23 protein-coding genes are annotated in these 26,332 nt (G+C 44.7%); 10 read left to right on the top strand and 13 right to left on the bottom strand.

The features are described 5' to 3' along the window. The first annotated feature begins 89 nt into the window (after positions 1-89). A complete protein-coding gene (locus AC3CID_RS00490; RefSeq protein WP_017107901.1) occupies positions 90-731 on the top strand; it encodes a DUF2959 domain-containing protein in 642 nt (213 codons plus the stop codon). Between the two features lie 20 nt (positions 732-751). After that, positions 752-1,282 carry an AAA family ATPase gene (locus AC3CID_RS00485; RefSeq protein ID WP_488526770.1) on the top strand — a complete coding sequence of 177 codons (531 nt, stop codon included), beginning with the start codon at positions 752-754 and terminating at the stop codon, positions 1,280-1,282. A 190-nt stretch (positions 1,283-1,472) separates the two neighbouring features. Here the strand turns inward: AC3CID_RS00485 and typA are convergent, their stop codons facing one another. Further along, positions 1,473-3,305 (bottom strand): translational GTPase TypA, encoded by a 1,833-nt coding sequence (gene typA, locus AC3CID_RS00480; RefSeq protein ID WP_004735586.1) that lies wholly within the window; start codon positions 3,303-3,305, stop codon positions 1,473-1,475. A gap of 564 nt (positions 3,306-3,869) precedes the next feature. Between typA and glnA the strand changes: the two genes are divergently transcribed. From glnA to gepA, 5 genes are all read left to right on the top strand, one after another. After that, on the top strand, positions 3,870-5,279 hold the full coding sequence (gene glnA, locus AC3CID_RS00475) for a glutamate--ammonia ligase (RefSeq protein WP_004735585.1): 1,410 nt from the start codon (positions 3,870-3,872) through the stop codon (positions 5,277-5,279). 226 nt (positions 5,280-5,505) lie between these two features. Beyond that, entirely contained in the window at positions 5,506-6,075 is a 570-nt protein-coding gene (locus AC3CID_RS00470) for a DUF4124 domain-containing protein (RefSeq protein ID WP_428783974.1), read from the top strand. A gap of 168 nt (positions 6,076-6,243) precedes the next feature. Next, positions 6,244-7,320, top strand: coding sequence for a nitrogen regulation protein NR(II) (gene glnL / locus AC3CID_RS00465; RefSeq protein WP_017079339.1), 1,077 nt, complete (start codon positions 6,244-6,246; stop codon positions 7,318-7,320). 122 nt (positions 7,321-7,442) lie between these two features. Then, the gene (gene glnG / locus AC3CID_RS00460) at positions 7,443-8,846 is read left to right on the top strand and encodes a nitrogen regulation protein NR(I) (protein WP_017081697.1); all 1,404 of its coding nucleotides are present in this window, start codon (positions 7,443-7,445) and stop codon (positions 8,844-8,846) included. 107 nt (positions 8,847-8,953) lie between these two features. After that, positions 8,954-11,518: a phosphodiesterase GepA gene (gene gepA, locus AC3CID_RS00455; RefSeq protein WP_428783973.1), complete on the top strand. Its 2,565-nt coding sequence runs from the start codon at positions 8,954-8,956 to the stop codon at positions 11,516-11,518. 86 nt (positions 11,519-11,604) lie between these two features. Here the strand turns inward: gepA and hemN are convergent, their stop codons facing one another. From hemN to AC3CID_RS00430, 5 genes are all read right to left on the bottom strand, one after another. Further along, positions 11,605-12,996, bottom strand: a complete 1,392-nt coding sequence (gene hemN, locus AC3CID_RS00450) for an oxygen-independent coproporphyrinogen III oxidase (protein WP_017095620.1) — start codon at positions 12,994-12,996, stop codon at positions 11,605-11,607. Between the two features lie 345 nt (positions 12,997-13,341). After that, positions 13,342-13,830 (bottom strand): DUF2489 domain-containing protein, encoded by a 489-nt coding sequence (locus AC3CID_RS00445; RefSeq protein WP_171309062.1) that lies wholly within the window; start codon positions 13,828-13,830, stop codon positions 13,342-13,344. A gap of 6 nt (positions 13,831-13,836) precedes the next feature. Further along, positions 13,837-14,394, bottom strand: coding sequence for a Der GTPase-activating protein YihI (gene yihI, locus AC3CID_RS00440; protein WP_004735577.1), 558 nt, complete (start codon positions 14,392-14,394; stop codon positions 13,837-13,839). After that, positions 14,394-15,032 carry a class I SAM-dependent methyltransferase gene (locus AC3CID_RS00435; RefSeq protein ID WP_004735576.1) on the bottom strand — a complete coding sequence of 213 codons (639 nt, stop codon included), beginning with the start codon at positions 15,030-15,032 and terminating at the stop codon, positions 14,394-14,396. Before AC3CID_RS00435 ends, yihI begins: the two co-directional genes overlap by 1 nt. 557 nt (positions 15,033-15,589) lie before the next feature. Further along, a complete protein-coding gene (locus tag AC3CID_RS00430; RefSeq protein WP_004735574.1) occupies positions 15,590-16,207 on the bottom strand; it encodes a c-type cytochrome in 618 nt (205 codons plus the stop codon). A gap of 148 nt (positions 16,208-16,355) precedes the next feature. Between AC3CID_RS00430 and yihA the strand changes: the two genes are divergently transcribed. Both yihA and AC3CID_RS00420 read left to right on the top strand, forming a co-directional pair. Then, the gene (yihA, locus tag AC3CID_RS00425; RefSeq protein WP_054547998.1) at positions 16,356-17,015 is read left to right on the top strand and encodes a ribosome biogenesis GTP-binding protein YihA/YsxC; all 660 of its coding nucleotides are present in this window, start codon (positions 16,356-16,358) and stop codon (positions 17,013-17,015) included. A gap of 230 nt (positions 17,016-17,245) precedes the next feature. Beyond that, on the top strand, positions 17,246-17,851 hold the full coding sequence (locus tag AC3CID_RS00420) for a GTP-binding protein (protein ID WP_488526769.1): 606 nt from the start codon (positions 17,246-17,248) through the stop codon (positions 17,849-17,851). A 266-nt stretch (positions 17,852-18,117) separates the two neighbouring features. Here AC3CID_RS00420 and spfP read toward each other — a convergent pair whose 3' ends face one another. The 4 genes from spfP to hemB all read right to left on the bottom strand — a co-directional run bounded on the left by spfP (position 18,118) and on the right by hemB (position 23,392). Further along, positions 18,118-18,165 carry a small protein SpfP gene (gene spfP, locus AC3CID_RS00415; RefSeq protein WP_438356636.1) on the bottom strand — a complete coding sequence of 16 codons (48 nt, stop codon included), beginning with the start codon at positions 18,163-18,165 and terminating at the stop codon, positions 18,118-18,120. Positions 18,166-18,358: 193 nt separating this feature from the next. Continuing rightward, positions 18,359-21,157, bottom strand: a complete 2,799-nt coding sequence (gene polA / locus AC3CID_RS00410; protein WP_488526768.1) for a DNA polymerase I — start codon at positions 21,155-21,157, stop codon at positions 18,359-18,361. 678 nt (positions 21,158-21,835) lie between these two features. Continuing rightward, positions 21,836-22,270 carry a GNAT family N-acetyltransferase gene (locus AC3CID_RS00405; RefSeq protein ID WP_372244854.1) on the bottom strand — a complete coding sequence of 145 codons (435 nt, stop codon included), beginning with the start codon at positions 22,268-22,270 and terminating at the stop codon, positions 21,836-21,838. 78 nt (positions 22,271-22,348) lie between these two features. Next, the gene (hemB, locus tag AC3CID_RS00400; protein WP_004735569.1) at positions 22,349-23,392 is read right to left on the bottom strand and encodes a porphobilinogen synthase; all 1,044 of its coding nucleotides are present in this window, start codon (positions 23,390-23,392) and stop codon (positions 22,349-22,351) included. 208 nt (positions 23,393-23,600) lie between these two features. Here hemB and AC3CID_RS00395 point away from each other — a divergent pair, with 208 nt between their 5' ends. Then, the gene (locus AC3CID_RS00395) at positions 23,601-24,362 is read left to right on the top strand and encodes a TatD family hydrolase (RefSeq protein WP_488526767.1); all 762 of its coding nucleotides are present in this window, start codon (positions 23,601-23,603) and stop codon (positions 24,360-24,362) included. Positions 24,363-24,708: 346 nt separating this feature from the next. Here AC3CID_RS00395 and tatC read toward each other — a convergent pair whose 3' ends face one another. The 3 genes from tatC to tatA all read right to left on the bottom strand — a co-directional run bounded on the left by tatC (position 24,709) and on the right by tatA (position 26,278). After that, a complete protein-coding gene (gene tatC, locus AC3CID_RS00390; protein WP_004735567.1) occupies positions 24,709-25,464 on the bottom strand; it encodes a twin-arginine translocase subunit TatC in 756 nt (251 codons plus the stop codon). A 148-nt stretch (positions 25,465-25,612) separates the two neighbouring features. Continuing rightward, entirely contained in the window at positions 25,613-26,020 is a 408-nt protein-coding gene (tatB, locus tag AC3CID_RS00385; protein WP_004735566.1) for a Sec-independent protein translocase protein TatB, read from the bottom strand. Between the two features lie 3 nt (positions 26,021-26,023). Continuing rightward, complete coding sequence (gene tatA, locus AC3CID_RS00380) at positions 26,024-26,278, bottom strand: Sec-independent protein translocase subunit TatA (RefSeq protein WP_004735565.1); 255 nt, start codon at positions 26,276-26,278, stop codon at positions 26,024-26,026. Between the last annotated feature and the right edge of the window lie 54 nt (positions 26,279-26,332).

Genomic DNA, 26,332 nt, shown 5'->3' with positions numbered 1-26,332 from the left:
AAATTCTAACGCCGTTATCGAGCATTTTAACAAGCTAGGTTGAGCAGTTATTTACTACGATTGATATTATTTAACTATAGGAAACTAGGATGCCTTATTTAATAGTTATAGTCCTCTCTATTTTTACTCTTACTGGATGCCAGTCAGCTTATTACTCCGCTATGGAGCAAGTGGGCTACCACAAGCGTGACATTATGGTCGACAGAGTGGAAGACGCGAAAGAGTCTCAGCAGGATGCTCAGGAAGAGTTTACCAGCGCACTTGAAGCCTTGAGTAGCCTGACTAACTTCAGTGGTGGTGACCTTGAAGACATGTACAACAAGATTAACGATAAATACCAAGACAGTGAGAAAGCCGCACAAAATGTCAGTGACCGCATTGCTGCGATTGAAGATGTGTCCGATGCGCTATTTGAAGAGTGGCAGGGTGAGTTAGATCTCTACACCAGTGATTCACTGCGTCGATCAAGTGAGAAAAAGCTGCGTGAAACCAAATCGTCTTACCAAACCATGCTGTCAGCGATGAAAAGAGCTGAGAAGAAAATGGATCCGGTACTCAACACTCTTCGAGACAACACGCTTTATCTCAAGCACAACCTCAATGCGAGTGCCGTTGGTTCATTGCAGGGAGAGTTTATGAGCTTAGAAAAAGACATCGCCTACGCGATAGAACAGATGAATGCGGCGATAGCAGAGTCGGATAAGTTCTTAGCTCAACTGAACCAGAAGTAGCGCTACAGAGAAACAACACGATGCAGCCTATCATTATTACTGGCGGTCCCGGAGCCGGGAAGACAACACTGATCAATGCCTTGGGTGACATGGGTTACCCAACCTTCGCGGAATCTTCTCGACAGTTAATTGAACAGCAGAGCCAACTTGAGAACAGTATCTTACCTTGGTTAGACCTACCGGGCTTTGCTCGCCTGTGTCTCACTGTCATGAATGAGCAAAAGGAACAGGCCAACCAGCATCCGGTTGCGTTGCTCGATCGCGCCATTCCAGATATCTGCGGTTACTTAACTCAGGCGAACCTTGAGATTGACAAAATCTACCGAGAAGCTAGCCAAGGCTATCACTCACAAGCCTTGTTCTGTCGCCCTGAGGCATCTATTTACGTACAAGATGATGTGAGGCCTTATCCGCTTGAAGAGGCATTAGAGGTTCACCACGCGTTGGTCAGAGTCTATCAAGAGCTTGGGTATGAGGTGGTCGAGGTGCCATTTATGTCAGTCGAAGAACGGGTTCTATTTGTTACAAGCCATCTAGGTATCAAAAGCTAGATCCCCAACTCGGTCGTTCCTCCCTCTGAGGATGACGAAGACTTGAACGCTCTTTGTATCTCTCATCTCGTTTACCCGTATCTACTTCAATATCACATAAAACAAAAGCCCCGAGTAGCTAGGCTACTCGGGGCTTTCTTACTTATTCTAAAACGTATTGCTTGATAGCTAGAAGCTAGTCAGCTGGCAATTAAGCCTTAGCTGGACGTGCAGCACGCTTACGGTCGTTTTCAGTAAGAAGTTTCTTACGGATACGTACGTTTAGTGGCGTTACTTCTACTAGTTCATCTTCATCGATAAACTCAAGAGCTTGCTCTAGAGTGTGCTTAATCGGTGGAGAAAGAACTTGTGCTTCATCAGTACCAGATGCACGAACGTTCGTTAGTTGCTTACCTTTCAGACAGTTTACTGTCAGGTCGTTTGAACGGTTGTGAATACCGATTACTTGACCTTCATAAACTTCATCAGCGTGCTCTGTGAATAGACGACCACGAGCTTGAAGGAAGAACAATGCGTAAGTCAGTGCTTTACCCGTTGCGTTCGAAATTAGAACACCGTTGTTACGCTGACCAATGATACCGCCTTTGTAAGGACCGTAGTGATCGAACGAGTGGTAGATAAGACCAGAACCAGACGTCATTGTAAGGAATTCAGTTTGGAAACCGATAAGACCACGAGAAGGCATCATGAAGTCCATGCGAACACGGCCTTTACCATCTGGTGCCATATCTGTTAGCTCACCCTTACGTAGACCGATGCTTTCCATGATCGCACCTTGGTGCTCTTCAACTACATCGATAGTAACCGTTTCGAACGGTTCCATTTTCTGACCATCTTCTTCTTTGATGATTACTTCTGGACGAGATACTGCTAGCTCGAAACCTTCACGACGCATGTTTTCGATCAGGATAGAAAGGTGAAGCTCACCACGGCCTGATACGCGGAAACGGTCTGGACTTTCAGTTTCTTCAACACGTAGTGCAACGTTATGAACCAATTCTTTTTCAAGACGCTCAAGGATGTTACGTGAAGTTACAAACTTACCTTCTTTACCCGCGAACGGAGAAGTGTTTACTTGGAAAGTCATTGTTACTGTTGGTTCATCAACAGACAGTGGTTCCATTGCTTCAACATTGTTTACGTCACAGATAGTGTCTGAAATTTTCAGTTCACCAAGACCTGTGATTGCAATGATGTCGCCAGCGTTAGCTTGTTCTACTTCGTGACGCTCAAGACCTAGGTAACCAAGTACAGTACCTACTTTACCGTTACGTTTTTTGCCTTCAGCATTCACGATAGTTACTTGTTGGTTTGGTTTAACAGAACCACGAGTAACACGAGCAACACCGATAACACCTACGTAAGAGCTGTAATCAAGTTGCGAAATTTGCATTTGAAGTGGACCTTCAAGGTCAACTGCAGGTGCTTCTACTGTATCAACAACAGCTTGGAACAATGGTTCCATGTCTGTGCCAACTTCGCCTTCTTCCATTGTTGCCCAACCGTTTAGAGCTGAAGCGTAAACAACAGTAAAGTCTAGTTGCTCATCAGTCGCGCCTAGGTTGTCGAACAAGTCAAATACTTGGTCCATAACCCAATCAGGACGAGCACCAGGACGGTCAATCTTGTTGATAACAACGATTGGCTTAAGGCCGTGTGCGAAAGCTTTTTGCGTTACGAAACGAGTTTGAGGCATTGGGCCATCAACTGCATCAACGATCAGAAGAACTGAATCAACCATAGACATGATACGTTCAACTTCACCACCGAAGTCCGCGTGTCCAGGGGTATCTACGATGTTGATACGGTAGTCATTCCAGTCAATTGCTGTGTTCTTAGCAAGGATTGTAATGCCACGCTCTTTTTCGATGTCATTCGAATCCATGACACGCTCTTCAGCTTCACCACGAGACTCAAGAGTGCCTGACTGTTGTAGTAGTTTATCAACCAAAGTCGTTTTACCGTGGTCAACGTGCGCGATGATCGCGATATTTCTTAACTTATCAATCTGTGGAGTAGACATGGATTCTCGATTCACTCATAAAAGGTAGCCGTCAATTATCTCAAAAGTTTGGATAATAACCGCTAGCTTGATTTAAAAAACGGTCAATAATATACCAGATTTTAGACAAAAACCCAGAAATATGTGATCTCAACCAAGGCTTTTTTCTTTATTAGCGATTCATATCCGCTTAACTTTGATTCAATACAGTATCTAACAGTCTAATTCGTAGGATTCTAAAAAAGCATCCGCCGCAAGATGGGCAGCCAAATCTCCGGCAAAATAACAAAAGTGGATTGACAACTTAGGCAATTCATTGCTGAATGGTGCTCGCTTATGTTTCATATTGGTGCACAGATAAACAATTGCACCAATAAGGTGCGCCAGGAGATCATTTTGGTGCAAAAACCAGAATTAACGAAACAAGTAAACAAGTAAATCATTGAAATTAATGGAATAATTTTTTTGGCACGTTTTTGGCTATACATAAATCAGCATCGATTAATGCACTTATAGACATTAATCAATGCTAGTTTCAACCGAATCGAGCTAATACCGAATTAATAACACTGGAGGTTATCCAAGATGTCAGTAGAAAATGTACTATCCCTGATCCAAGAGAACGAAGTTAAATTTATCGACTTACGTTTTACTGATACAAAAGGTAAAGAGCAGCACATCTCTATTCCTTCTCACCAAGTTGATGCAGACTTCTTCGAAGAAGGTAAAATGTTTGACGGCTCTTCAGTAGCTGGTTGGAAAGGCATTAACGAATCTGACATGGTAATGATGCCAGACGCAGCTTCAGCTGTACTGGACCCATTCACAGAAGATGCAACGCTAAACATCCGTTGTGACATCCTTGAGCCTGCAACAATGCAAGGCTACGACCGTGACCCACGCTCTATCGCTAAGCGTTCTGAAGAATACCTACGTTCTACGGGTATCGCAGACACAGTTCTAGTTGGTCCAGAGCCAGAATTCTTCCTATTCGATGACGTTAAGTTCTCAAACGACATGTCTGGTTCTTTCTTCAAGATTGATGATGTAGAAGCAGCTTGGAACACAGGTTCTGACATCGAAGGCGGTAACAAAGGTCACCGTCCTGGCGTTAAAGGCGGTTACTTCCCAGTAGCTCCTGTAGATTCATCTCAAGACATCCGTTCAGCAATGTGTCTAGTAATGGAAGAGATGGGCCTAGTAGTTGAAGCTCACCACCACGAAGTAGCAACTGCGGGTCAAAACGAAATCGCAACTCGCTTCAACACGCTAACAACAAAAGCGGATGAGACTCAAATCTACAAGTACGTTGTGCACAACGTTGCTCACGCATTTGGTAAAACAGCGACATTCATGCCTAAGCCACTAGTTGGTGACAACGGTTCTGGTATGCACGTTCACCAATCTCTAGCAAAAGACGGCGTTAACCTGTTTGCTGGTGATAAGTACGGCGGCCTATCTGAAATGGCGCTTTACTACATCGGTGGTGTAATCAAGCACGCTCGTGCAATCAACGCATTTGCTAACCCGTCAACGAACTCGTACAAGCGTCTTGTACCTGGTTTTGAAGCTCCGGTAATGCTTGCTTACTCAGCACGTAACCGTTCGGCTTCTATCCGTATCCCAGTAGTACCAAGCCCGAAAGCACGTCGTATCGAGCTACGTTTTGGTGACCCAGCAGCGAACCCATACCTATGTTACTCAGCAATGCTGATGGCTGGCCTTGACGGTATCAAGAACAAGATCCACCCAGGCGAAGCTATGGATAAAGATCTATACGACCTTCCAGCAGAAGAAGCGGCTGAAATCCCAACCGTTGCTGAATCTCTAGAAGTAGCACTTAAAGCGCTAGACGACGATCGTGAGTTCCTAACAGCTGGCGGCGTATTCTCTGACGATTTCATTGATTCTTACATCACACTGAAATCTGACGACGTACAACGCGTGAACATGGCAACACACCCACTTGAGTTTGAACTGTACTACTCAGTTTAATCTCCTGTAGAGATAAGCCATTTCTTACTGCAACCTTGTAAGAATCGCTGACTAAATATTAGGCTCGCCTCGCAGGCGGGCCTTTTTTATATACTCCCTCCCCCTGCTTCCTCGTACCATACCTTAGACAAAAGCCCTCAGAGGCTACTGCTATAAAAACAATAAAATCAATAACAAAACCAACGCCAAACGTGAAATCACCTAGCGGTGAAAAGAGGCTAAAGATATGAAAAATATACTGTTCCTGATCGGGTTAACAGTCGCGATCTCGTGCTCTGCTCAAACGGTGTATACCTGGGTGGATGAGGATGGTGTTCTCCACTTTAGTGATAACCCTAGCGCTCAAGATGCCAAATCTCTTCGCCTACCGGATGTGCAAGCATCAGCGCCGGCTCCTAAATTTGAAGCCTCGACGCCCGTTGATGCTGCAGCTTCATCTACAACTAAAACGGCAACGCCAGCTCAGGCTCAGGGGAAAACAGAAAGCACGAAACGTGAGGCACCAGCTCAACTAGCCCTCATCATGCTGACTCCCGTTCATGACCAAACCATCCGTAGCAACCGCGGCTTAATCCCTATTCAAATAGAACTTAGCCGCAAGCTTGGTATTGGAGAACAGTTGCAATTGATGCTCGATGGTCGTCGCTATGGCGCCCCACAAACCCAACCGAATTGGGAACTGAAAGGTATCGATCGAGGTACTCACACCATTGCAATTCAAGCACATAGAAGCGGCAAGCTTATTGCATCTACTAGTCCAGTCACCGTGTATTTACATCGAGCGACGCTCAAGTAGGCCAATGTGTTAAAAGAGACTGAATTACCTCTACTTTTCACCTAATCGAAGCAGCTTTCAGCGACTCTAATGAATTATCTTTAGCTTCTGGTTGATATGCGCCATACTTGAACTTAGCTGCGCACCAATTTGGTGCAGTGAGAAAAACACCAGTTCAAGGACGAAATAGTGAATCGATCAGCCAAAAGCGACAGCATAGATACACATCATCTTTCCAGCGCCATTCTCGACAACATGGTGACCTCAACATTGATGCTCGATGAGCAACTGTATGTCCGATACGCCAACCCGGCGGCTGAACAACTCTTTTCACAAAGCGCGCGACGCATCGTCGATCACCCATTGAGCCAACTCATCCAACACGCCTCACTGGATTTGGCGCTTCTGACGCAACCGCTACAAAGTGGCCAGAGCATTACCGACAGTGACGTTACCTTCGTTGTTGATAACCGCCCACTGATGCTTGAAGTCACGGTTAGCCCAATCTCTTGGCAACGAGAGACGCTGTTATTGGTTGAGATGCGCAAGATAGACCAGCAAAGACGCCTCAGCCAAGAACTCAACCAACACGCACAACAACAAGCAGCTAAGCTGTTGGTGCGCGGGTTAGCACATGAGATTAAGAACCCACTCGGTGGCTTAAGAGGTGCGGCGCAGTTACTTGGGAAAATGCTTCCTGATCAGTCTCTTAATGAATATACGCAGATCATTATTGAGCAAGCCGACCGCCTAAGAGCGTTAGTTGATCGCCTGCTTGGCCCTCAGAAGCCGGGGACGAAGTCAGAAGAGAACCTACACCAGATACTTGAGAAAGTCAGGCAGCTCGTGGAACTCGAGTCGGGTTCAACACTCGCCATCGAACGAGATTACGACCCGAGTTTACCGGACATTCTGATGGATTCAGCACAAGTTGAACAAGCGATGCTCAATATCGTGAGTAACGCGGCACAGATTTTAAAGGCGCAAGAATCAGGGAAAATCACCATTCGCACCAGAACGGTGCATCAAGCCAATATTCATGGGCAGAGACACAAACTCGCAGCGCGCATTGAGATCAGCGATAACGGCCCCGGCATCCCCGATGATTTAAAAGATACGCTGTTTTACCCAATGGTCAGCGGACGAGAGGGTGGCACAGGGCTAGGACTGTCGATTTCTCAAAACCTGATCGATCAGCACAATGGAAAAATTGATGTTGAGAGCTGGCCGGGTAACACCACATTCACGATTTACCTACCCATTTAGGTCAACAGAACCTCGCGATTGGACAGCTAGATGAAAGGCTTAACTCGGTAACACAAAGATTAAAGACATCATAAAAACAACAATGATTATCACAATAGATTTGGCTGCAAAGGAATTGAATTATGAGTAAGGGATACGTTTGGGTCGTCGATGACGACAGTTCTATACGCTGGGTCGTAGAGAAAACACTTTCATCTGCGGATATAAAGTGTGAAACATTTGCTGATGCTGAGAGCGTATTGCTTGCTCTTGAGCGCGAAACACCAGACGTTTTGGTGTCCGACATTCGCATGCCTGGCATTGACGGGATTGAGCTGTTACACCAAGTTCACCAGCGCTCTCCCGACCTGCCAGTGATCATTATGACCGCGCACTCAGACCTCGATGCAGCGGTGAATGCTTATCAAAAAGGGGCTTTTGAGTATCTACCTAAGCCGTTTGATATTGATGAGACACTGACTCTAGTAGAGCGAGCCATCGCACACAGCCAAGAGCAAAAGCGAGAACAAGCCAGCGAAGTAGCCGAAGAGACCAACGCACCAGAAATCATCGGTGAAGCACCGGCAATGCAGGAAGTTTTCCGAGCTATTGGCCGTTTGTCTCGTTCATCCATTTCGGTTCTTATTAATGGTGAATCTGGTACTGGTAAAGAATTAGTCGCGCACGCTCTGCATCGTCACAGCCCAAGAGCTAAAAAGCCATTCATTGCATTAAACATGGCGGCAATCCCTAAAGACTTGATCGAATCAGAGCTGTTTGGCCACGAGAAAGGCGCCTTTACTGGCGCTAACAGTGTTCGCCAAGGACGATTCGAACAAGCCAACGGCGGCACTCTGTTTCTTGATGAAATAGGCGATATGCCACTCGATATTCAGACTCGGCTACTGCGCGTGCTTTCTGATGGTCAATTTTATCGTGTCGGTGGGCATTCTGCGGTTAAGGTTGATGTTCGTATCGTTGCAGCAACCCACCAAGATCTTGAGCGCTTGGTGCATGACGGTGGTTTCCGTGAAGACCTTTTCCATCGACTGAACGTTATCCGAATCCATATTCCGGCACTGCGCGAACGTAAACAGGACATTGAAAAGCTGACTCACCACTTCCTAGCATCAGCCGCTGAAGAGCTTGGTGTCGAAGTGAAGACACTGCACTCAGAGACCATCATGAAGCTCAATCAGCTAAATTGGCCGGGTAACGTACGTCAGCTTGAGAACATCTGTCGTTGGCTCACAGTCATGGCAAGCGGCAGTGAAATACTCCCTTCAGACTTGCCTCCAGAACTGTTGGAAGAAAAAGTGGTGACGACCTCAGGGACTGGAGATAACTGGCAACAACTGCTCGCTAATTGGGCAAAGTGTGCGCTTGATTCCGGAGAAAAAGAGCTACTAACTTATGCTCTGCCAGAGTTTGAACGTATACTGCTAGAGGCTGCACTCAACCATACCAATGGTCATAAACAGGATGCAGCCAAGGTTTTAGGTTGGGGAAGAAACACCCTAACCCGTAAACTCAAAGAACTGTACTGACCAGATATGACTTTCGATACAGCGACTTTTTAACCAAAAAAGGGTCGCTTGGTTTGAATAGTGTCGGTACAATTAAGGTATGCCATTCACTAAAGTTGTAGCTAAAGATGTCTTTGAAAACACAAATTACATTGAGAACCGCGGTGGTTCTGCCATTCGTGATGATTTTTCTGTTCACTATGAGCGTAATGGTTTTCACTCAAAAGCAAAGCTACAAAGAGATGGTGAGTGATGTTAGTGCACGCCAACTAACATCACTTACTGACCATGTTCATCAAAGCCTGTCCAATTTTTTAGAAAAACCATTTCACGCGAACCTCTCGCTCAGCCATAACATTGGCTACCACCATCTTTATCAAGCGGGCAACCTTAGCAAGGTCCAAGACTACATTCTTTATACGTTTTCAGACCATTTCACAGCTATACCTCAACTCGATGTGATCGGCTTTGGTTCTGAAGATGGTAACTATGTCGGTTTTCGTAAAGAAGCTAACAACGGCTATACCTTGATGGTACAAGACGACCGTACTAACGATCAGCTGGTCATTTACCGTGGCAGCAAGATCAGCGAAGACATTCGATCGGTGATTTCAGGTTACGACCCGAGAGTCCGCCCTTGGTACACACCCGTTGCTACGCAAAAAAAGGCTGTATGGTCGCCAATTTATGCCAATGCAGATGAACGACAAGAGATCACCTTATCTGCCCTCGCCCCTATCTATGATGACAACGAATTCAAAGCCGTCGTCGTTAGCGACATTAAGATCAATACCTTTAATGCGTTTCTCAAAGAACTCAAAGATAAAACGGATGCCTCTGTTTATATCATTGATAAGCAGCAACGCTTGGTCGCTCACTCGGGCGGAGGCAGTGTGGTCTCTTGGGGAACAGGGAAAACCAATAAGGGCCAACGCTTACTGGCATCAGAGAGTGCTAACCCGGTAATACGTGAAAGTGCTAGCTACGTAGACCAATTTCACCTAATCGATAATTTGGGCGTGCAGCGCTTTAGCTTTCGCCTAGACAACGAACGATACTTCAACCAGATCACCCCTTATGAAGATGAGCACGGCATCACTTGGTTTATTGGTATGTCGATCCCTGAAAGCAACCTACTCGGTGAATTACCTGAAAACCAAAGAAACAGTTGGTTGCTCGGGCTAGCGCTGAGTTGCATTGGTGTCATTGCTGGGTTAATTGCGTTTAATCGCGTTACCCAACCCATCACCTCAACAGCGGATGCGGCAAAGCGTCTTGCTAAAGGTGATTGGGGCACGAGCATGCCAAAGACAGGGCATATCTATGAAACCAGCATGTTGGTGGAGTCATTCAATGAAATGGCCAACAACTTAAAGGCTTCCTTTCAAGCATTACAGTCTCAGCTTACCTATGACTCACTAACCAAATTATATAGTCGAGAAGGCTTTATCGACGCTGCCAAGAAAAACCCTGCAAACGAAAAAGGCACACTTTATTTAGTGGGTATTGATCGCTTTCGAGACATCAATGACAGCCTTGGTCATTACAATGGTGACCAATTGCTTATCATTGCGGCCGCTCGTTTAAGAGGCACATTGCCATCCGATTACCTATTAGCTCGCACTGGCGGTGATGAATTCGCCATTTACGCCCCGAACGTCATCCAAAGCAAGGAAGCTCAACTACTGACTAATCGCTTGCTTCAAACCTTTGCTTCCCCATTTTCAATGGAATCAGAAAGTGTCGTCATTAAGGTATCGATGGGCGTCGTCGGTGTATCTAACGTCCACGACATTGCGCTATTGCTGCGTAGTAGTAGCATTGCTTTGAGCAACGCAAAACAAGACAAAGCCAGTGTCAGCATTTACAGCCCTGAGATGGGTAAAGCATCAAGACATCGTACTAAGATGCTAGCGCGGATGAACCGAGCGATTGAACTTCAACAGTTCGAACCCTTCTATCAACCTATTATTGATCTAGAATCCGGATCGACCATTGGGGCTGAAGCTTTAGCACGCTGGATAGCCGACGAAGGAATAGTCTCACCACTTGAATTCATTCCTCTCGCTGAAGAGAGCGGGCTTATTTACGATATCGGCAAGCAAATTCTACATAAGTCGTGTCGAGATACTGCCATCGCGATTGAATCAGGAAAGTGGAGCAAGGACTTCTCTATTCACGTTAACCTGTCGGTCGATCAACTGAGTGAAAGTGGCTTTGTTGAACAAGTTAAAGGAACGCTACGTGACACCAAGCTACCAGCAAGCAACCTGACACTAGAGATCACTGAGTCACGCATCGTCGACAATGACCCTGCCATCATCGATAACATGCTGACGCTAAAAGCATTAGGCATCTCGATTGCAATTGATGACTTTGGTACCGGCTATTCGTCACTGGCTTATTTACACAAACTGCCATTTGATTGCTTAAAGATCGATCGCAGCTTCGTCAGCAAGCTCGAAAAAGAGAACCTAGATAGCTCTATCGTTGCAGCCATCGTCAATATCACCAAGGGCTTCAAGGTAAGCATAGTCGCAGAAGGTGTAGAAACTCAGCAACAAGCGGATCTACTCAAACAGCTGAAATGCCCGCAGGCACAGGGGTTCTTATACAGTCGCCCGGTTCCTTTTGAGCAATGGCCAACCGACCTCTGCAACGTAAAACAAAGCAGAAAAGAAAGCATGATGTAAAGTAGATAGAGAATTGACTTACAGATAGACACAAAAATGCCAGCATAATGCTGGCATTTTTTATATTTCTGTTCTCAATCGAGCGATTAAATCACACGAGAGAACTGCTGTTGGCGAGCCTTAGCACGTAGGTATTTATCGAAACACATACAGATATTACGAATCAACAAACGGCCACGTAAAGTCACGCGGATTTCTTTATCGTCAACTTCTACCAACTCATCGTTGATAAAGGTTTGCAGTAGCCCTAAATCTTCTTTGAAGTAACGATTAAAGTTAACCGAGAACTCAGATTCGATCATGGTTTTATCAAGCTTAAAGTTACAGATAAGCTGTTTGATCACTTCACGACGTAGAAGGTCGTCACTGTCTAGAGCAACACCTTTCCAAAGCGCGTGGCGAAGGTCATTCACCTGAGCGTAATACTTCTTCAGCTCTTTCTGGTTTTGAGCGTAAGCATCACCGACCATAGAGATTGCAGAAACACCGAAGCCAATTAGGTCAGCTTCACCTTGGGTCGTGTAGCCTTGGAAGTTACGATGCAGAATACCTTCACGCTGTGCTACTGCTAGCTCGTCTTCAGGCAGAGCAAAGTGATCCATACCAATGAACTGGTAGCCCGCGCCCGTTAAAGTCTCAATGGTATCTTGGAGGATTGCCATTTTCTCTTTTGGTTCAGGTAAGTCTTCATCTTTAATCTTACGCTGCGCAGCAAACAGTTGCGGCATGTGTGCGTAGTTAAATACCGATAAACGACCCGGTTTCATTTCTAACACTTGCTTCAATGTTTCCGCGAACAAAGCTTGAGTCTGCTTTGGTAGGCCGTAGATCAAATCAAGGTTGGTTGAACGGAAGCCTAGCTCTTTCGCTCGTTTAACCATCGCAATGATGAACTCTTCATCTTGCTCACGGTTAACCAGTTTCTGCACTTCTTTATTGAAGTCTTGCACACCAATGCTCAGGCGGTTGAAGCCTTCGTTACGCAGGTGGTCAAGTACGTCTAGCTCAATCTCACGCGGGTCAACTTCAATACTGATTTCAGCGTCAGCAGTGAAATTAAATTCCTCACGCAGAATCATCATCAAGCGAGTAATTTGTGTTTTGGTCAAGAACGTTGGCGTACCACCACCGAAGTGCAATTGCGTCACTTGACGGCCATTCAACAAAGAGGCGCGCTGGCGGATTTCATGTTCAATCACATCTAAGTACTCATCCGCTTTGTGCGAGTGACGAGTAATGACTTTATTACAACCACAGTAGTAACAAAGCTTATGACAGAACGGGATATGCACGTAAAGAGAGAGTGGACGCTCAGGGTACTGAGTACACGCCATGTCGTAATCAGCGACGGTAAACGCTTCATGAAACTCCAACGCTGTTGGATATGAAGTGTAACGAGGTCCCGAATAGTTGTACTTGTTTAAGATCTCTTGATCCCAAACGATTTGCTGATTCGTTGTTACTGGCTTGCTCGACATAGCGGTAATTCCAATTTAGATCCGCGAGAACCTAAGGTCTCTCAAATCATTTTACATACATTAAAATATAGACGGGTTATTTTGCCACACGACCAGTAAGGTCGTTCCAAGACAAAATCAATTTTTCAGACAAAAACTCAGAACTGCTAGCTTGATCACTAACAAAGCGTCGGGATTAACGAGACGCAAAAGGTAAGAAGGCTCATTTAACATCGTCTATTAAAGACAAGGCGACTTAAAAACAAGATGCATTTAGGACAAAAATTCTTAAATGCATAGGTATTAAAAGCAGCGCGTCTAAAAACTAAATGTTAAACAAGCCTCTATATTTAAAAGTCTTAGCGACTAGATCATCTGAATGTTGATTTGGTTGTTGAGAGGCTTAACCTTCTCCTGCAACCTTTTCAAATCTTCAATGACCGAATCATTCAAGCGAGTCTCCGCCTTATGGCGTGTGAGATTCTGCTGCATGCGCTCTTTCTTCGTCAGTTCCTGCCTTCCGTCTCCGCGAGCCATATCTTTTACGATATGGTACAGCTCAGAAAGAGCAGGATACTCAGAATCAAAATCGACACGCTCATCACCCTGAACGTTATCCATAATGATACACACTCGGATACTGATCTCAGGTAAGTCACACTGGCCTTGAATACCCGCTAAGCACAGAGTATTTACGTTTTCGTAAATCGTCGCGTTACGTTTTTCAATGGCAAGTGCTTGATGCTGCTTTTGCAACTCCGTCTGCTTCTTCACTTGAAGTAGAAGGTAACCTGCGTAAGAGCCCAAGCCGAGAATGATAATTCCACCAGCAATTGCTAATAAGGTTACGTTCATTGGCTATTAACCTTTAAAGCTGTCTAAGTCGAAATCTTCGAATTGAGATAGCAAGTCTTCGTCAGAGCTTGCTTTCTTCTTAGATGCAACTGGTGCTTCTTCGAAGATCTCTTCTTCATCGTCTTCTGGCTCTAGCAGACCTAAGCGGCCCATTAGGTGTTCGATACGATCAAGTTTCTCATCAACAAACTTCTGCAGGCCTGCACCTAGGTTTTCACCATTTTCGATACGATCTAGCAATGTGTTCAGTTGAGCATCATTCTCAAGCATCTCTAACTCTTGTTCGTTAGATAGCTTGCGCTCTTGTTTGGTCGACTTCTTCGCTGGTTCAACAATCAGCGGGATTTTTTTCTTGCTGCCTAAACGAGGGTCGCGAGCTAGTGCAGCTTTACGCTGTTTTGCTTCGCTACCATCTGAGTGACGGCTGCCAGACTTAAGGCCTTTACGCTTTTTAACACGCTTACGTTCACGACCTTCAACATCAGATTCACTACGGTTACGAGTAACCATAGGTTCCGGAGCGCCAAGTGCTCCCGGTTTTCTTGATTTCTTACTACGACCCATTACTGCACTTTCCTCAGTAAAATTACATCATTTCCAAAAAATTCTAGTTCGAGCTTATCCCGCTCTGCCAAAAACTGGAATGTTTGACGACTAAAGAAGACGACATGTGTCGGGTCATTCTTGTAGTGCCAACCAGCAAACGCGTCTACGTCTATTACTAGTTTAGTCATAAGACCAATCCAGCCCTTGGGTTTAACTAAATTCAACCATTGCTGCCACACTTTGTCTGGGTGATAAAGATGCTCTATCACCTCCGTGGCAGTCATAAAGTCATACGTTTTTTCCAACACAGAAGCTTCTGGGTGGTAATAGATATCGTACAACTCCATGGTGTGTCCGGCTTCTTCTAACATAATAGATAGCGTAGGGCCTGGGCCACAACCAAAATCCAACCCGTGTGAGTTAGATGAAATTTTGTCTGTTAATGGATCCGCGATGCGAGATAGAAAACGGCGATAGCCTGCATCACTAGGATCGTTCTCATGGAGATCATAGTGTGCTTTCTCTTCTTTTGCTTCTAACCTTTGTTCAGGTTTAACAAATACCAGTTCACATTGCTGACATTGCAGATAGGCTCTGCGTTTGTCTTCAAAATAGTGATTCACGCCTTGGTGATGGCATAAGGGACAAGTATACATAGCACATCCTTAAACAGGGATGCGAAACATACCAGAAACTGAGTTTATAGTGGAGAGGTATTGGGTGTTTTTTCATCAAATCAATAAAAAAAGCGATAGGAAAACCTATCGCTCTCTAAATCTGCCTATATCGGCCAAAATTTGCATACTCAACTTGGTACACAAATCTCCATTTGTTATTGGTGCTTTCCATGCCAAATTTGTTTGTTGTTCATCGTCCTGATGAGTTTTGGCTATCCTTTTCTAACACCTTGTTGCTGGGCTGTCCTAGCCTGATCCGTTTCTGTCTATACCGTTAGACTAGATGACCATCCGTATCTAAGTCAGCTCCTAGCTGATGGCCGTTACTTTACCGTGTTACAAAAAGACTACAAGAGTTCAAGTTCACACTTTTGTACACAAATCGATCACACATTGATAAATCAGACATCAGCGCAAAACATATTAATAAAACCAATACAAAAGAAAACGCCCCGACCATTACTGATCGGGGCGTCTCTTCAATCTCGCTCGAGCGTACATTTCTTTACTCTGGCTAAGAGCAAGAAACCGACATATTAGTGTAAACCACCAACGTACTTCGATAAGGTATCAATATCTGCGTCTGTTAACTTTTTAGCTACATCACGCATCATCGCATTCATGTCGTTATTACGGCTACCATCGCGGAATTTCTCAAGTTGAGCCTTGATGTAATCTGCGTGCTGGCCTGAAATCTTAGGGAAACCAGAAAGTTCGGTACCGTTACCACGTGGACCGTGACAAGCAATACACGCCGTTACGCCGCGTTCTGCGTTACCCGCGGTGTAAAGAACCTTACCTTCATCTACTACATTCTCAGGAGTAGAGTTACTAGAGATAGGTAGCGATGCGTAGTACGCCGCTAGGTCAGCCATATCTTCTTCAGATAAAGACATCGCCATTGCACCCATTACAGGTTCATTACGACCTTGCTTACCACCACTGGTCATACCGAGCTTAAGCTCTTTTAACTGCTTCTCTAGGTACTTCTCATGTTGACCAGCCAGTTTAGGGTACTGCGTGATCAGACTGTTGCCGTCAGCACCGTGGCAGGCAACACATGTTTGTGATTTGGCTTTACCAGCTTCAATACTACCTTGAGCCCATACTGAGCAGCTGGCTAAAAGACTCAAAATTAGCGCTAATTTCTTCATGACATTCCATTATAATTATCAAGCTTCCAGTACCACTCTATGTTGCCACTCATGGTACAATAGGCGACCTTATGCCGAGCACGGTTATTTTACACAAATTCACAAAAAAGTAATCAATCGACTACACAAAGTCGAGATGGAGTTAACAGTGAGCGTAAAAATTCATTATCAAAACACGCATTTCATTACCAGTGCACCTGATATTCGTCATTTACCAGAAGACGAAGGGATCGAAATTGCGTTTGCAGGACGCTCCAATGCTGGTAAATCTAGCGCGCTAAATCGCGTTACAAACCAAAAAGGCTTGGCGAAAACCAGTAAAACACCCGGTCGAACTCAGCTAATTAACCTATTTAAGGTAACGGACGGTTGTCATATCGTCGATTTACCTGGATATGGCTTTGCTCAAGTCCCTCTTGAGCTGAAGAAAAAATGGCAGAAGTCGCTAGGTGAATACCTACAGCGACGCGAAAGCTTGAAAGGTTTAGTGGTATTGATGGATATCCGTCACCCAATGAAAGACCTTGACCAACAAATGATCTACTGGGCTATCGATAGCCGCATCCCAGTGCAAGTTTTGTTAACAAAAGCAGACAAACTGAAAAGTGGTGCGCGTAAAGCGCAACTACTGAAAATCCGTAATGATGCGAAATCTTTCGGTGGTGATGTAGCGGTTGATGTCTTCTCTTCAATGAAGGGCATCGGCGTTGATCAACTGCGAGCCAAGATGGATGAGTGGTTTGCCCCAGCTTTTGCTGACCAGATTCTTGATGAACTGGCTGACGAAGAGCACAACGACGCAGAGTAGTTCTTCTATCTATAGCTTTGTCTATAATTAGAGGTTAAAGCACTTACAGCAAGTGATTTAGTCTTATCAATACCCCGCCTTATATAGGTGGGGTATTTTTTTGCCCACAAATTAGTGAGTTAAACCTAAATCTTGAGAATTAAAGACAAGATTAATCAGTTAGAAACGAGAGAAGTGAACCATACTAAAAGACACATCTAAATAAACAGAACAATGAGAAAGGAATGCTCATGTGGAAAAAACCCTTGGCGACCATCGCGCTTATATTGATCTCATTTTCCGGTGTAACATCTGAATCGGAACAGCCCAAGACCGAGGCCGCTCTGGTCAATGTTGATATGACCTTAGATCTCGACGGCATGGAGAAGTACGCTCAGGAGGCAAGTGAATCTCTCGAGGTAATATCACAATCGTTGCAAGCGATCGTCAACAACCCCAACCTTAGTGAAGACCAACAAAAAGCCCTGAATCAAACCGTTGAAAGCATCAACAAGCTTGCGAGCTCTACCAAGACATCACTCAATCAACTCCCACAAGCCTTAGACCAATCTCGACTCGCCTTTAAAAAGACCAGTCAAATGCTATTGGATGATATTCAGACCAAGATCATCATTGCGTTAGCAGCCGTTATCGCTGTCATTGTTATCGCTTTGACTGCTATCTATCTACTCATCCTAAAACCCATGCAGCAAACCTTGGTGAAAGCGACCCACAATATCTCTTCTATGGCGCAATCCATCCAAATCACCGCCAAAGCGCTGAAATACAGTACTGAGAAACAACAAGAAATCATGGATTACATTGAGCATTCACCCACTCAATACACTGATAAATAAGGCGTAAGCTATCAATCCTTTATCGGCAACTTGTAAAATAAAAGTTATTTTAAATGATAAAACAATCAAATTAGAGACGGATTTAAATTACCAAATGCTGATCGAATTCCAGATCTAAGGCAAATCAGGTGTTTATCACTGTGCTTGAGAAAGCGTAAGAAAAGACACTAAAAAGGGCGAGTTTACGGGAGTAATAGTAGGTTAGAAATATTTTTCTTTCGCACAAGAAAAAACGCCCCAGTCAAATACTGACTGGGGCGGCTGAATCAGCCTAATCCAATAACGTGAAACAAAAGGTCTGAAAGATAGAACATCTTACCTCTGTACCCTACAAGATTTAATGTACAACAATTGCTCAGAAATGAAAACAATTTTTGTAGTTTTTTTTCATGAATGTTTTATTAAAACACCTAAATTCTTCTTACGGTTTAACTTTATTCGAGACAAAAAAAAGCCAGTGTTTGTGCACTGGCTCATACTAATTCACTCAATAAGGTCAAAAACTGATTAGTGGGCTTGATCCCAGTTGTCACCGTGGCCTGCTTCCGCGACTAACGGTACTTCTAGATCAGCGGCTGACTCCATCAATTCTTGTACTTTACTTTCAATTTCGGCTAAAGCTGACTCTTGAACTTCAAATACCAATTCATCGTGTACTTGCATCAATAGCTTCACACGACCATCGCCTTCCGCTTGAATCCACTCATCCACTAACAACATCGCTTTCTTAATGATGTCTGCTGCAGTACCTTGCATCGGTGCATTGATCGCCGCACGTTCAGCGGCTTTACGACGCATGCCATTACGAGATTGGATTTCAGGCAGGTGCAACCGACGACCGTAAATGGTTTCAACGAAGCCTTGCTCTGAAGCAGCGCTGCGTGTGTCTTCCATGTACTGCATTACACCAGGGTAGCGTTCAAAGTAAGTGTCCATGTAGTGCTGTGCTTCACCACGAGGAATCCCCAGTTGCTTAGCCAAGCCAAAGGCACTCATGCCGTAAATAAGGCCGAAGTTAACGGCTTTAGCACGACGACGCTGTTCAGTGGTAACTTGATCAATAGCCACGCCGATAATCTCAGCAGCCGTTGCCGCGTGAATATCTTTGCCTTGTTGGAACGCTTCCAGCAGCGCTTTATCAGCCGATAGGTGCGCCATGATACGCAATTCAATTTGAGAGTAATCGACCGCTAGGATCTTCCAACCATGTTGTGCAACGAATGCTTGGCGAATACGACGACCTTCTTCATTACGAATTGGGATATTTTGTAGGTTTGGATCAGTCGAAGACAAACGACCGGTTGCCGTTACCGCTTGGTGGTAAGAAGTATGAACGCGACCCGTTTCAGCGTTGATCATCTTCGGCAGTTTATCTGTGTAAGTAGACTTCAGTTTCGCAAGGCCACGATACTCAATGATCAGCTTAGGCAACGGGTAATCAAGGGCCAGCTCTTGCAACACTTCTTCGTTAGTTGAAGGCGCACCTGATGGCGTTTTCTTGATAACCGGTAGACCCATTTTTTCAAACAGGATCGCTTGCAGCTGTTTTGGCGAGTTCATGTTGAACTCTTGCTCTGCAATCTCGTAAGCTTTCTGCTCTAACTCATCCAGACGAACCGCAATCTCTTGTGATTGAGCCCCTAACAGCATGTCATCGATGAATACGCCAGTACGCTCAATGCGAGACATCACAGGAATCAGTGGTACTTCGATTTCTTCATAGATGGTTTTAAGCTTTTCATCTTGCTCGATGTTTTCCATCAGGCGGTTATGCAGACGTAGTGTCACGTCAGCATCTTCTGCAGCGTATGGAGACGCTTCACCCAGCTCAATCTGGTTGAAAGTAAGTTGTTTCTTACCTTTACCTGCGATTTGCTCAAATGAGATGCAGCTATGCTGTAGGAAGCGTAGCGCTAGGCTGTCCATATCGTGCTTGCCACCTACGCTATTGAAAACGTAAGACGCCAGCATAGTGTCGTGTTTGATGCCTTTCATCTCGATACCGTAGCGAGCTAGCACACTCATATCGTACTTCAGGTTTTGACCCACTTTTGCTTGAGCATCATCTTCAAGAATCGGCTTAAGCTGTTCAAGTACCCAATCACGATCCAGCTGCTGCGGTGCATCTAGGTAATCATGAGCAACCGGCACGTAAGCGGCAACGCCTTCTTCGGTTGCGAATGACAAGCCAACGAGGTTTGCGACCATGTAATCTAAGCTGTCTGTTTCAGTATCGAAAGCAAACAATTCAGCGGCTTTAAGCTTTTCTAGCCAAACATTGAATGAAGCTTCATCTAGAATCGTTTCGTAGTTGCTGCGATCAATCGTCACGGCAGACGTATTCATCTCCACGGTAGACGTTGCTGCAGAAGCACCAGCTCCCGTTGCTGCAGATCTTTCATCCGCCTCAACCACACCACTGCCACCTTCAAGCAGCTCGTTCAACCAAGATTTGAAAACCAGTTGGCCGTATAGTTTGATCAGCTCGTCGATATTTGGCTGAGCTTTAACGAGTGACTCTGGTGTCTCTTCAAGTTCAACATCTAACTTAATCGTCGCAAGCTTGTAAGACATATCAGCATTATCTTTATTATCAGCCAGCTTCTTAGCCATGTTTTTCGAACCACGGAAACCAAGCGCCGCAATATCATCAAGGTTTTGATACAACTTTTCGATACTACCGATACCTTGCAGCAATGCCGTCGCAGTCTTATCGCCAACACCTGGAATGCCCGGAATGTTATCCACTTTATCGCCCATCAGCGCGAGATAATCGATAATAAGCTCAGGCGGAATACCAAACTTCTCAATAACACCTTCACGATCCATCACCACGTTGGTCATGGTGTTGATCAGAGTAACGTTGTCATCGACCAGCTGCGCCATATCTTTATCACCGGTACTAATAAGCACAGGCATACCCATCGCAGAAGCTTGAGAAGCCAACGTACCAATCACGTCATCCGCTTCAACGCCAGGAATAGAGATAAGTGGCAAACCCATCGCACGAATAACATTGTGCAGTGGCTCTATCTGACAACGAAGATCGTCAGGCATCGGTGGGCGGTTTGCTTTGTACTCTGGGTACATATCATCACGGAACGTTTTCCCTTTCGCATCAAAAATAACCGCAATACGATCAGAAGCAAATTGACGCATCATGCTGCGTAGCATGTTAACCACACCATAAACAGCATTCGTTGGGATATCACCATTGCTCATGGTGCCAGGGTAAGCATGGAACGCGCGATATAGGTAAGAAGAGCCATCGATCAGAATCAATGGATTATCAGGAATACGAGCCATAATGTTTGTGAATCCAGTAAGTACAGAAATTATCTGTTAAGAATGCCACGTCTGTTGGTTGGATTCTACGTTGTCGATCTGTATCCGTTCACTCGGTTGTGTTCGTAATAATCGATTTGTTGTTATTTTTTGTTCTTAGACACAAGCGTTCTGTGGATAACTCTGTTTATATTATTTACCCACCCTGTTGAGAACTAAGGTAAACCACCAAAAAAACGCAAATAAACCACTGAAAATAAAGGATAAAATTACAGATCGAACATATGATCAACGATCTTTTCTCGATCTTGCATTGTGGAAAAGAATGCTGATGGCGTTTTATTCATAAAAAAACGTGCCACTAAATATGCATCTTGTTGAAATGGAGGTATAAAAAAAGCGACACCCGAAGATGTCGCCTAGCAAAAACCGGTAAAGCCATTCAAATTGAATACCACAGCTTTACCTAAAAGCTATAAATTACACTGGAAGCAATGTGAGCAATGTCGTGTCAAAAAGAACTTAGTACAAGTTCGCGAGAATTCTGTTGAGTAACCAAGTAGATACTTGAGTACTTAACATCCTTGTGAACATTTCCTCATTCCCTAAGACGAAGTTAATAATAATGATTCTCATTTAATAGTCAACAATTAAATGATAATAAATCTCATTTAATTTATAACCCATTAACCACAGTGCTCAAATTTGCTTCAAAAAATGAATTCTATGGGCATTAATGTCTTCTTTTTCTTCTAATTTTTCGATTAGGTAACCGTTTCTCAATAACAGACGCAGCATCGCAGGAAACTGGTTACGAGATTTCACTTTTAGCTGTTGGTAGCCCTGTTGCTTCACCCACTGTTCTTGAGTATCTAATTGCGCCTGTGCAACACCTTTATTCCTTGCGATCGGTAATACGCCCCCAAACCAGCTGTAAAACGTGTTTTCATCCAATTCATAACCGATCTTAAAACCCAGTAACACACCCGTCTCTTCAGCAACGAGGATCAAGCTTGTTTTACCCGCTAATCGCTCCGATAAAGACGCTACACTCTCTTTTTTGGCAAACTCGGTAATCTGTTCAACAACAGAAACAACCTCTTCTAATGAGCCTTCGCGCACAATGACAGACATCTTGTTTCATCCTCATAAAACAAAAGGGCTGGCACAACGGCCAACCCTTTAGTGATCATATAGTTTGCTTGATCGTACTTACTTACCTTGCAGGTGCTCAGCAGCTTGTGCGTTATCTTCAGCAAGCCACTCTGCAACATCTTTAGCGAAGTACGTCAGGATGCCATCAGCGCCAGCACGCTTAAAGCACAACAGTGATTCCATGACAGTTTCACGCTCTTTCAGCCAGCCGTTTTGAATCGCCGCTTTGTGCATCGCGTACTCACCAGATACTTGGTAAGCAAACGTTGGAGCTTGCAATTCATGCTTAACACGACGAACAATATCAAGGTAAGGCATGCCTGGTTTCACCATCACCATGTCCGCACCTTCATTAAGATCCATCGCGACTTCATGAATCGCTTCATCGCTGTTGGCTGGATCCATCTGGTAGTTCTTCTTGTTACCGCCTTTCAGGTTCGAAGCACTGCCAACTGCATCACGGAATGGGCCGTAGTAGCACGATGCATATTTTGCAGAGTACGCCATGATTTGAGTATGAATGTAGCCAGCTTCTTCTAACGCTTCACGGATTTTACCAATACGGCCATCCATCATATCCGACGGTGCAACCACATCAGCACCCGCTTCAGCATGAGACAGAGCCTGCTTGATTAAGACTTCAGTCGTCTCGTCATTCATCACGTAACCATCTTCATCGATGATGCCGTCTTGACCGTGAGTAGTGAACGGATCCAGTGCTACGTCAGTAATCACACCCATATTTGGCACGTGCTCTTTGAGTAAGCGTACTGCTCGTTGTACCAAACCTTCAGAGTTATGAGCTTCAGCCGCGCATAAACTTTTAGCATCTTGGTTCACTACCGGAAACAGAGCAATTGCAGGAACACCCAATTTTGACAGGTAATCCGCTTCCTCAAGCATAAGATCGATAGACAGGCGTTCAACGCCTGGCATTGACTCTACAGGCTCACGACGCTCTTTACCCATAAGAATAAACATTGGGTAGATTAGATCATCCACAGACAATTGATTTTCTGCCATTAGGCGACGGCTAAAGTCGTGCTTACGCATACGGCGCATACGGCGACCTGGGAATTGACCTTGAATTGAAACAGACACTAGATTCTCCTTGCCTAGTCTAAGCACCGAAATGCTTAGATATGAAAAGTGCAAAATACAGGCAAAAGCATATCACTGATGGCTCAGGACGCTAACAGTAAAATATAAAACCCACTCAAAAACAGGGATAAATGGCAAAAAATGACCTTCTCCTCACACTGCCGTATACTCATGACAACTCAGAAAAGACTGCTTTCAGGACACAATAATGATCGACACCCACGCCCATATTTACGCGAGCGAATTCGATGAAGACCGCGAACAAGTCGTGCAACGCGCGCTTGCTCAAGGCATTGATACGATTCTACTGCCTAACATCGATTTAGAATCTATCGAGCCAATGCTCGCGACGGAAGCTCAGTTTCCGGAGGTATGTCGTTCAATGATGGGCTTACATCCTTGTTATGTGGATGCAAATATCGAACAGACCCTGAAAACCATTCGAGCTTGGTTCGATAAGCATGACTTTATCGCCGTGGGTGAGATAGGTATCGACCTGTACTGGGATAAAACCTTTAAAGCAGAACAAGAGATGGCGTTTGTGACTCAGCTGCAGTGGGCAAAAGATCTCAATCTACCTGTGGTGATCCACACGCGAGATTCCATTGAAGAAACACTCACCCTACTTCGCAAAGAACAAGATGGAAGCTTACGCGGCGTATTCCACTGCTTTGGCAGCAGCTTAGAGGAAGCTCAAGCGATCAACGAGCTAGGCTTTCATTTAGGTTTAGGCGGCGTATCGACCTTTAAGAACTCGGGGATGGATAAGGTAATCCCACATCTTGATATGAATTACGTCATCCTAGAGACAGATTGCCCGTATTTGGCACCAACACCGAATCGCGGTAAACGCAACGAGCCCGCGTACACCGAACTGGTGGCAAAACGCGTCGCTGAATTACGCGGAATTACCCTTGAAGAAGTCGAAAACATAACCACCATCAATGCTAAATCATTATTTAATCTATGATTAATCTATTAATAAGTGAATATTACGGATTTACCCTCAATTTATTTGAGAAAACAATGTGATATGTATACTATCAACCGCCTGCATATGGAGGCAGTTGATTATGTGTGACCATTCACAACACTTACAACGTCAACATCGAACTCTATGGCATAAAATTTGGGGCATCAAAGAGCTCTATATATGCCAAAACTGTGGTTATCAGTTAAAGATTCGATAAACAGACATAATAAAAAAGCGGCCTAGGGCCGCTTTTTTATTATGTGATTTTTACTGAAGAACTCTAACGATCATGCTCATCCGTGATGACTACTGCTTTAGCATCTGCAAACATGGCATCTGCGAATTAAGACTCCGCTTCTTCCTCTTCATCCGCATCTGGTTTACGCACATAGAAACGCGCGAAGAACAGGCCAATCTCAAACAGAATACACATTGGAATCGCCAACAGTGTCTGCGAAATCATATCAGGCGGCGTTAGCATCATGCCGACAATAAACGCACCGACAACAATGTAAGGACGCTTCTCTGCCAGTTCTTTAGGTGTCGTTGCACCCGTCCAACATAGCAAGATAATGGCGACTGGCACTTCAAAAGCGATACCAAAGGCAAAGAACAGCGCGAGTACAAAATCAAGATAACTCGATATGTCGGTTGCGAACTCTACTCCCCCTAATGATATAGCGGTAAAAAAGCCAAATACCAACGGGAATACAATGAAGTAAGCGAACGCCACACCACAGTAAAACAGCAATGAGCTTGAAGCCAATAACGGCATGATCAAGCGCTTCTCATGCTTGTATAAGCCCGGAGCGACAAAAGCCCACACCTGATACAAAATAAACGGAACCGCGAGGAATATAGACGCGATCAAGGTCAGTTTTAAGGGTGTGAAAAATGGTGACGCTACATCTGTTGCGATCATCGTCGCGCCTTCAGGTAAGCGATCTACCAAAGGTGCAGAGACGAACTCATAAATATCATTAGCGAAATAAATTAGCCCAACAAACACCACCAGAACCGCAACAATCGCGCGCAATAGGCGATTACGCAGTTCTAGAAGATGGCTAATTAAAGGCTGTGTCTGCTCAGTCGAAGACATGTCAAACCTCTTAAACAGGAAGATCGAAAAGGAGCCGCGCACCTATCTATCCAGTTGAATTGGTATCCACTTGAATAGATATCTACTTAAATAGCTATCGACTTAAACATCTAGCGACTCAAGTATCTGGCGACTCCTCCTTGCGAGACTATTCGGCTTTCTTATCTGACGGTGCTGAAGCTTCACTGTTAACCTGAATGGTTTCAGATTCCACAGTTTCCGTGACACTAGGTTCAGTCTCACTCGGCTTATCAGACTCAGGCTTAGCATACGGGCGTTGAACTTGAGCAGCGGCCTGCTTAAGTTCATCAACTGATGCTTTTAGGTCTGGAGATAAATCTTCCATACCCATTTTTTCCGCCTTGCGTAGGTTTTCTTGCAGCTCTTGCACCTTAAGCTCATGAGAAAGTTCATCTTTCACACTATTTGCCATGCTTTTCGCTTGTCCAACAAACTTGGAAATACTGCGAATCGCCACAGGCAAACGCTCAGGTCCTAAAACGACTAACCCAACGACAGATATTAATACCAGTTCCCAAAAACCGATATCAAACACGATTTACGCCTGCTCTTTGTCTTTCTTTGTTTCAGCAGTCGTTTCAGCGCTAGCTTCTTTCTTCTGCTGTTCAATGTTCTTTGGTTCAAAGTCTGCGTCTTTCTTATCTGCAGGCTTGTCTTCATCGCTCATTGCTTTTTTGAAGCCTTTCACCGCTGAACCTAAGTCACCGCCCATGCCGCGCAGTTTCTTCGTTCCGAAAAGTAAAATTACAATCACAGCAATGATTAGAAGTTGCCAAATACTGATACCACCCATTGTCATTGTCCTCGGGTCTGTCTACACATAAAAAATATTAAGGGAGTCTACTGT

Source organism: Vibrio sp. QJM3NY_21, assembly GCF_057785975.1.
This window is presented reverse-complemented; position numbering and strand designations above follow the sequence as displayed.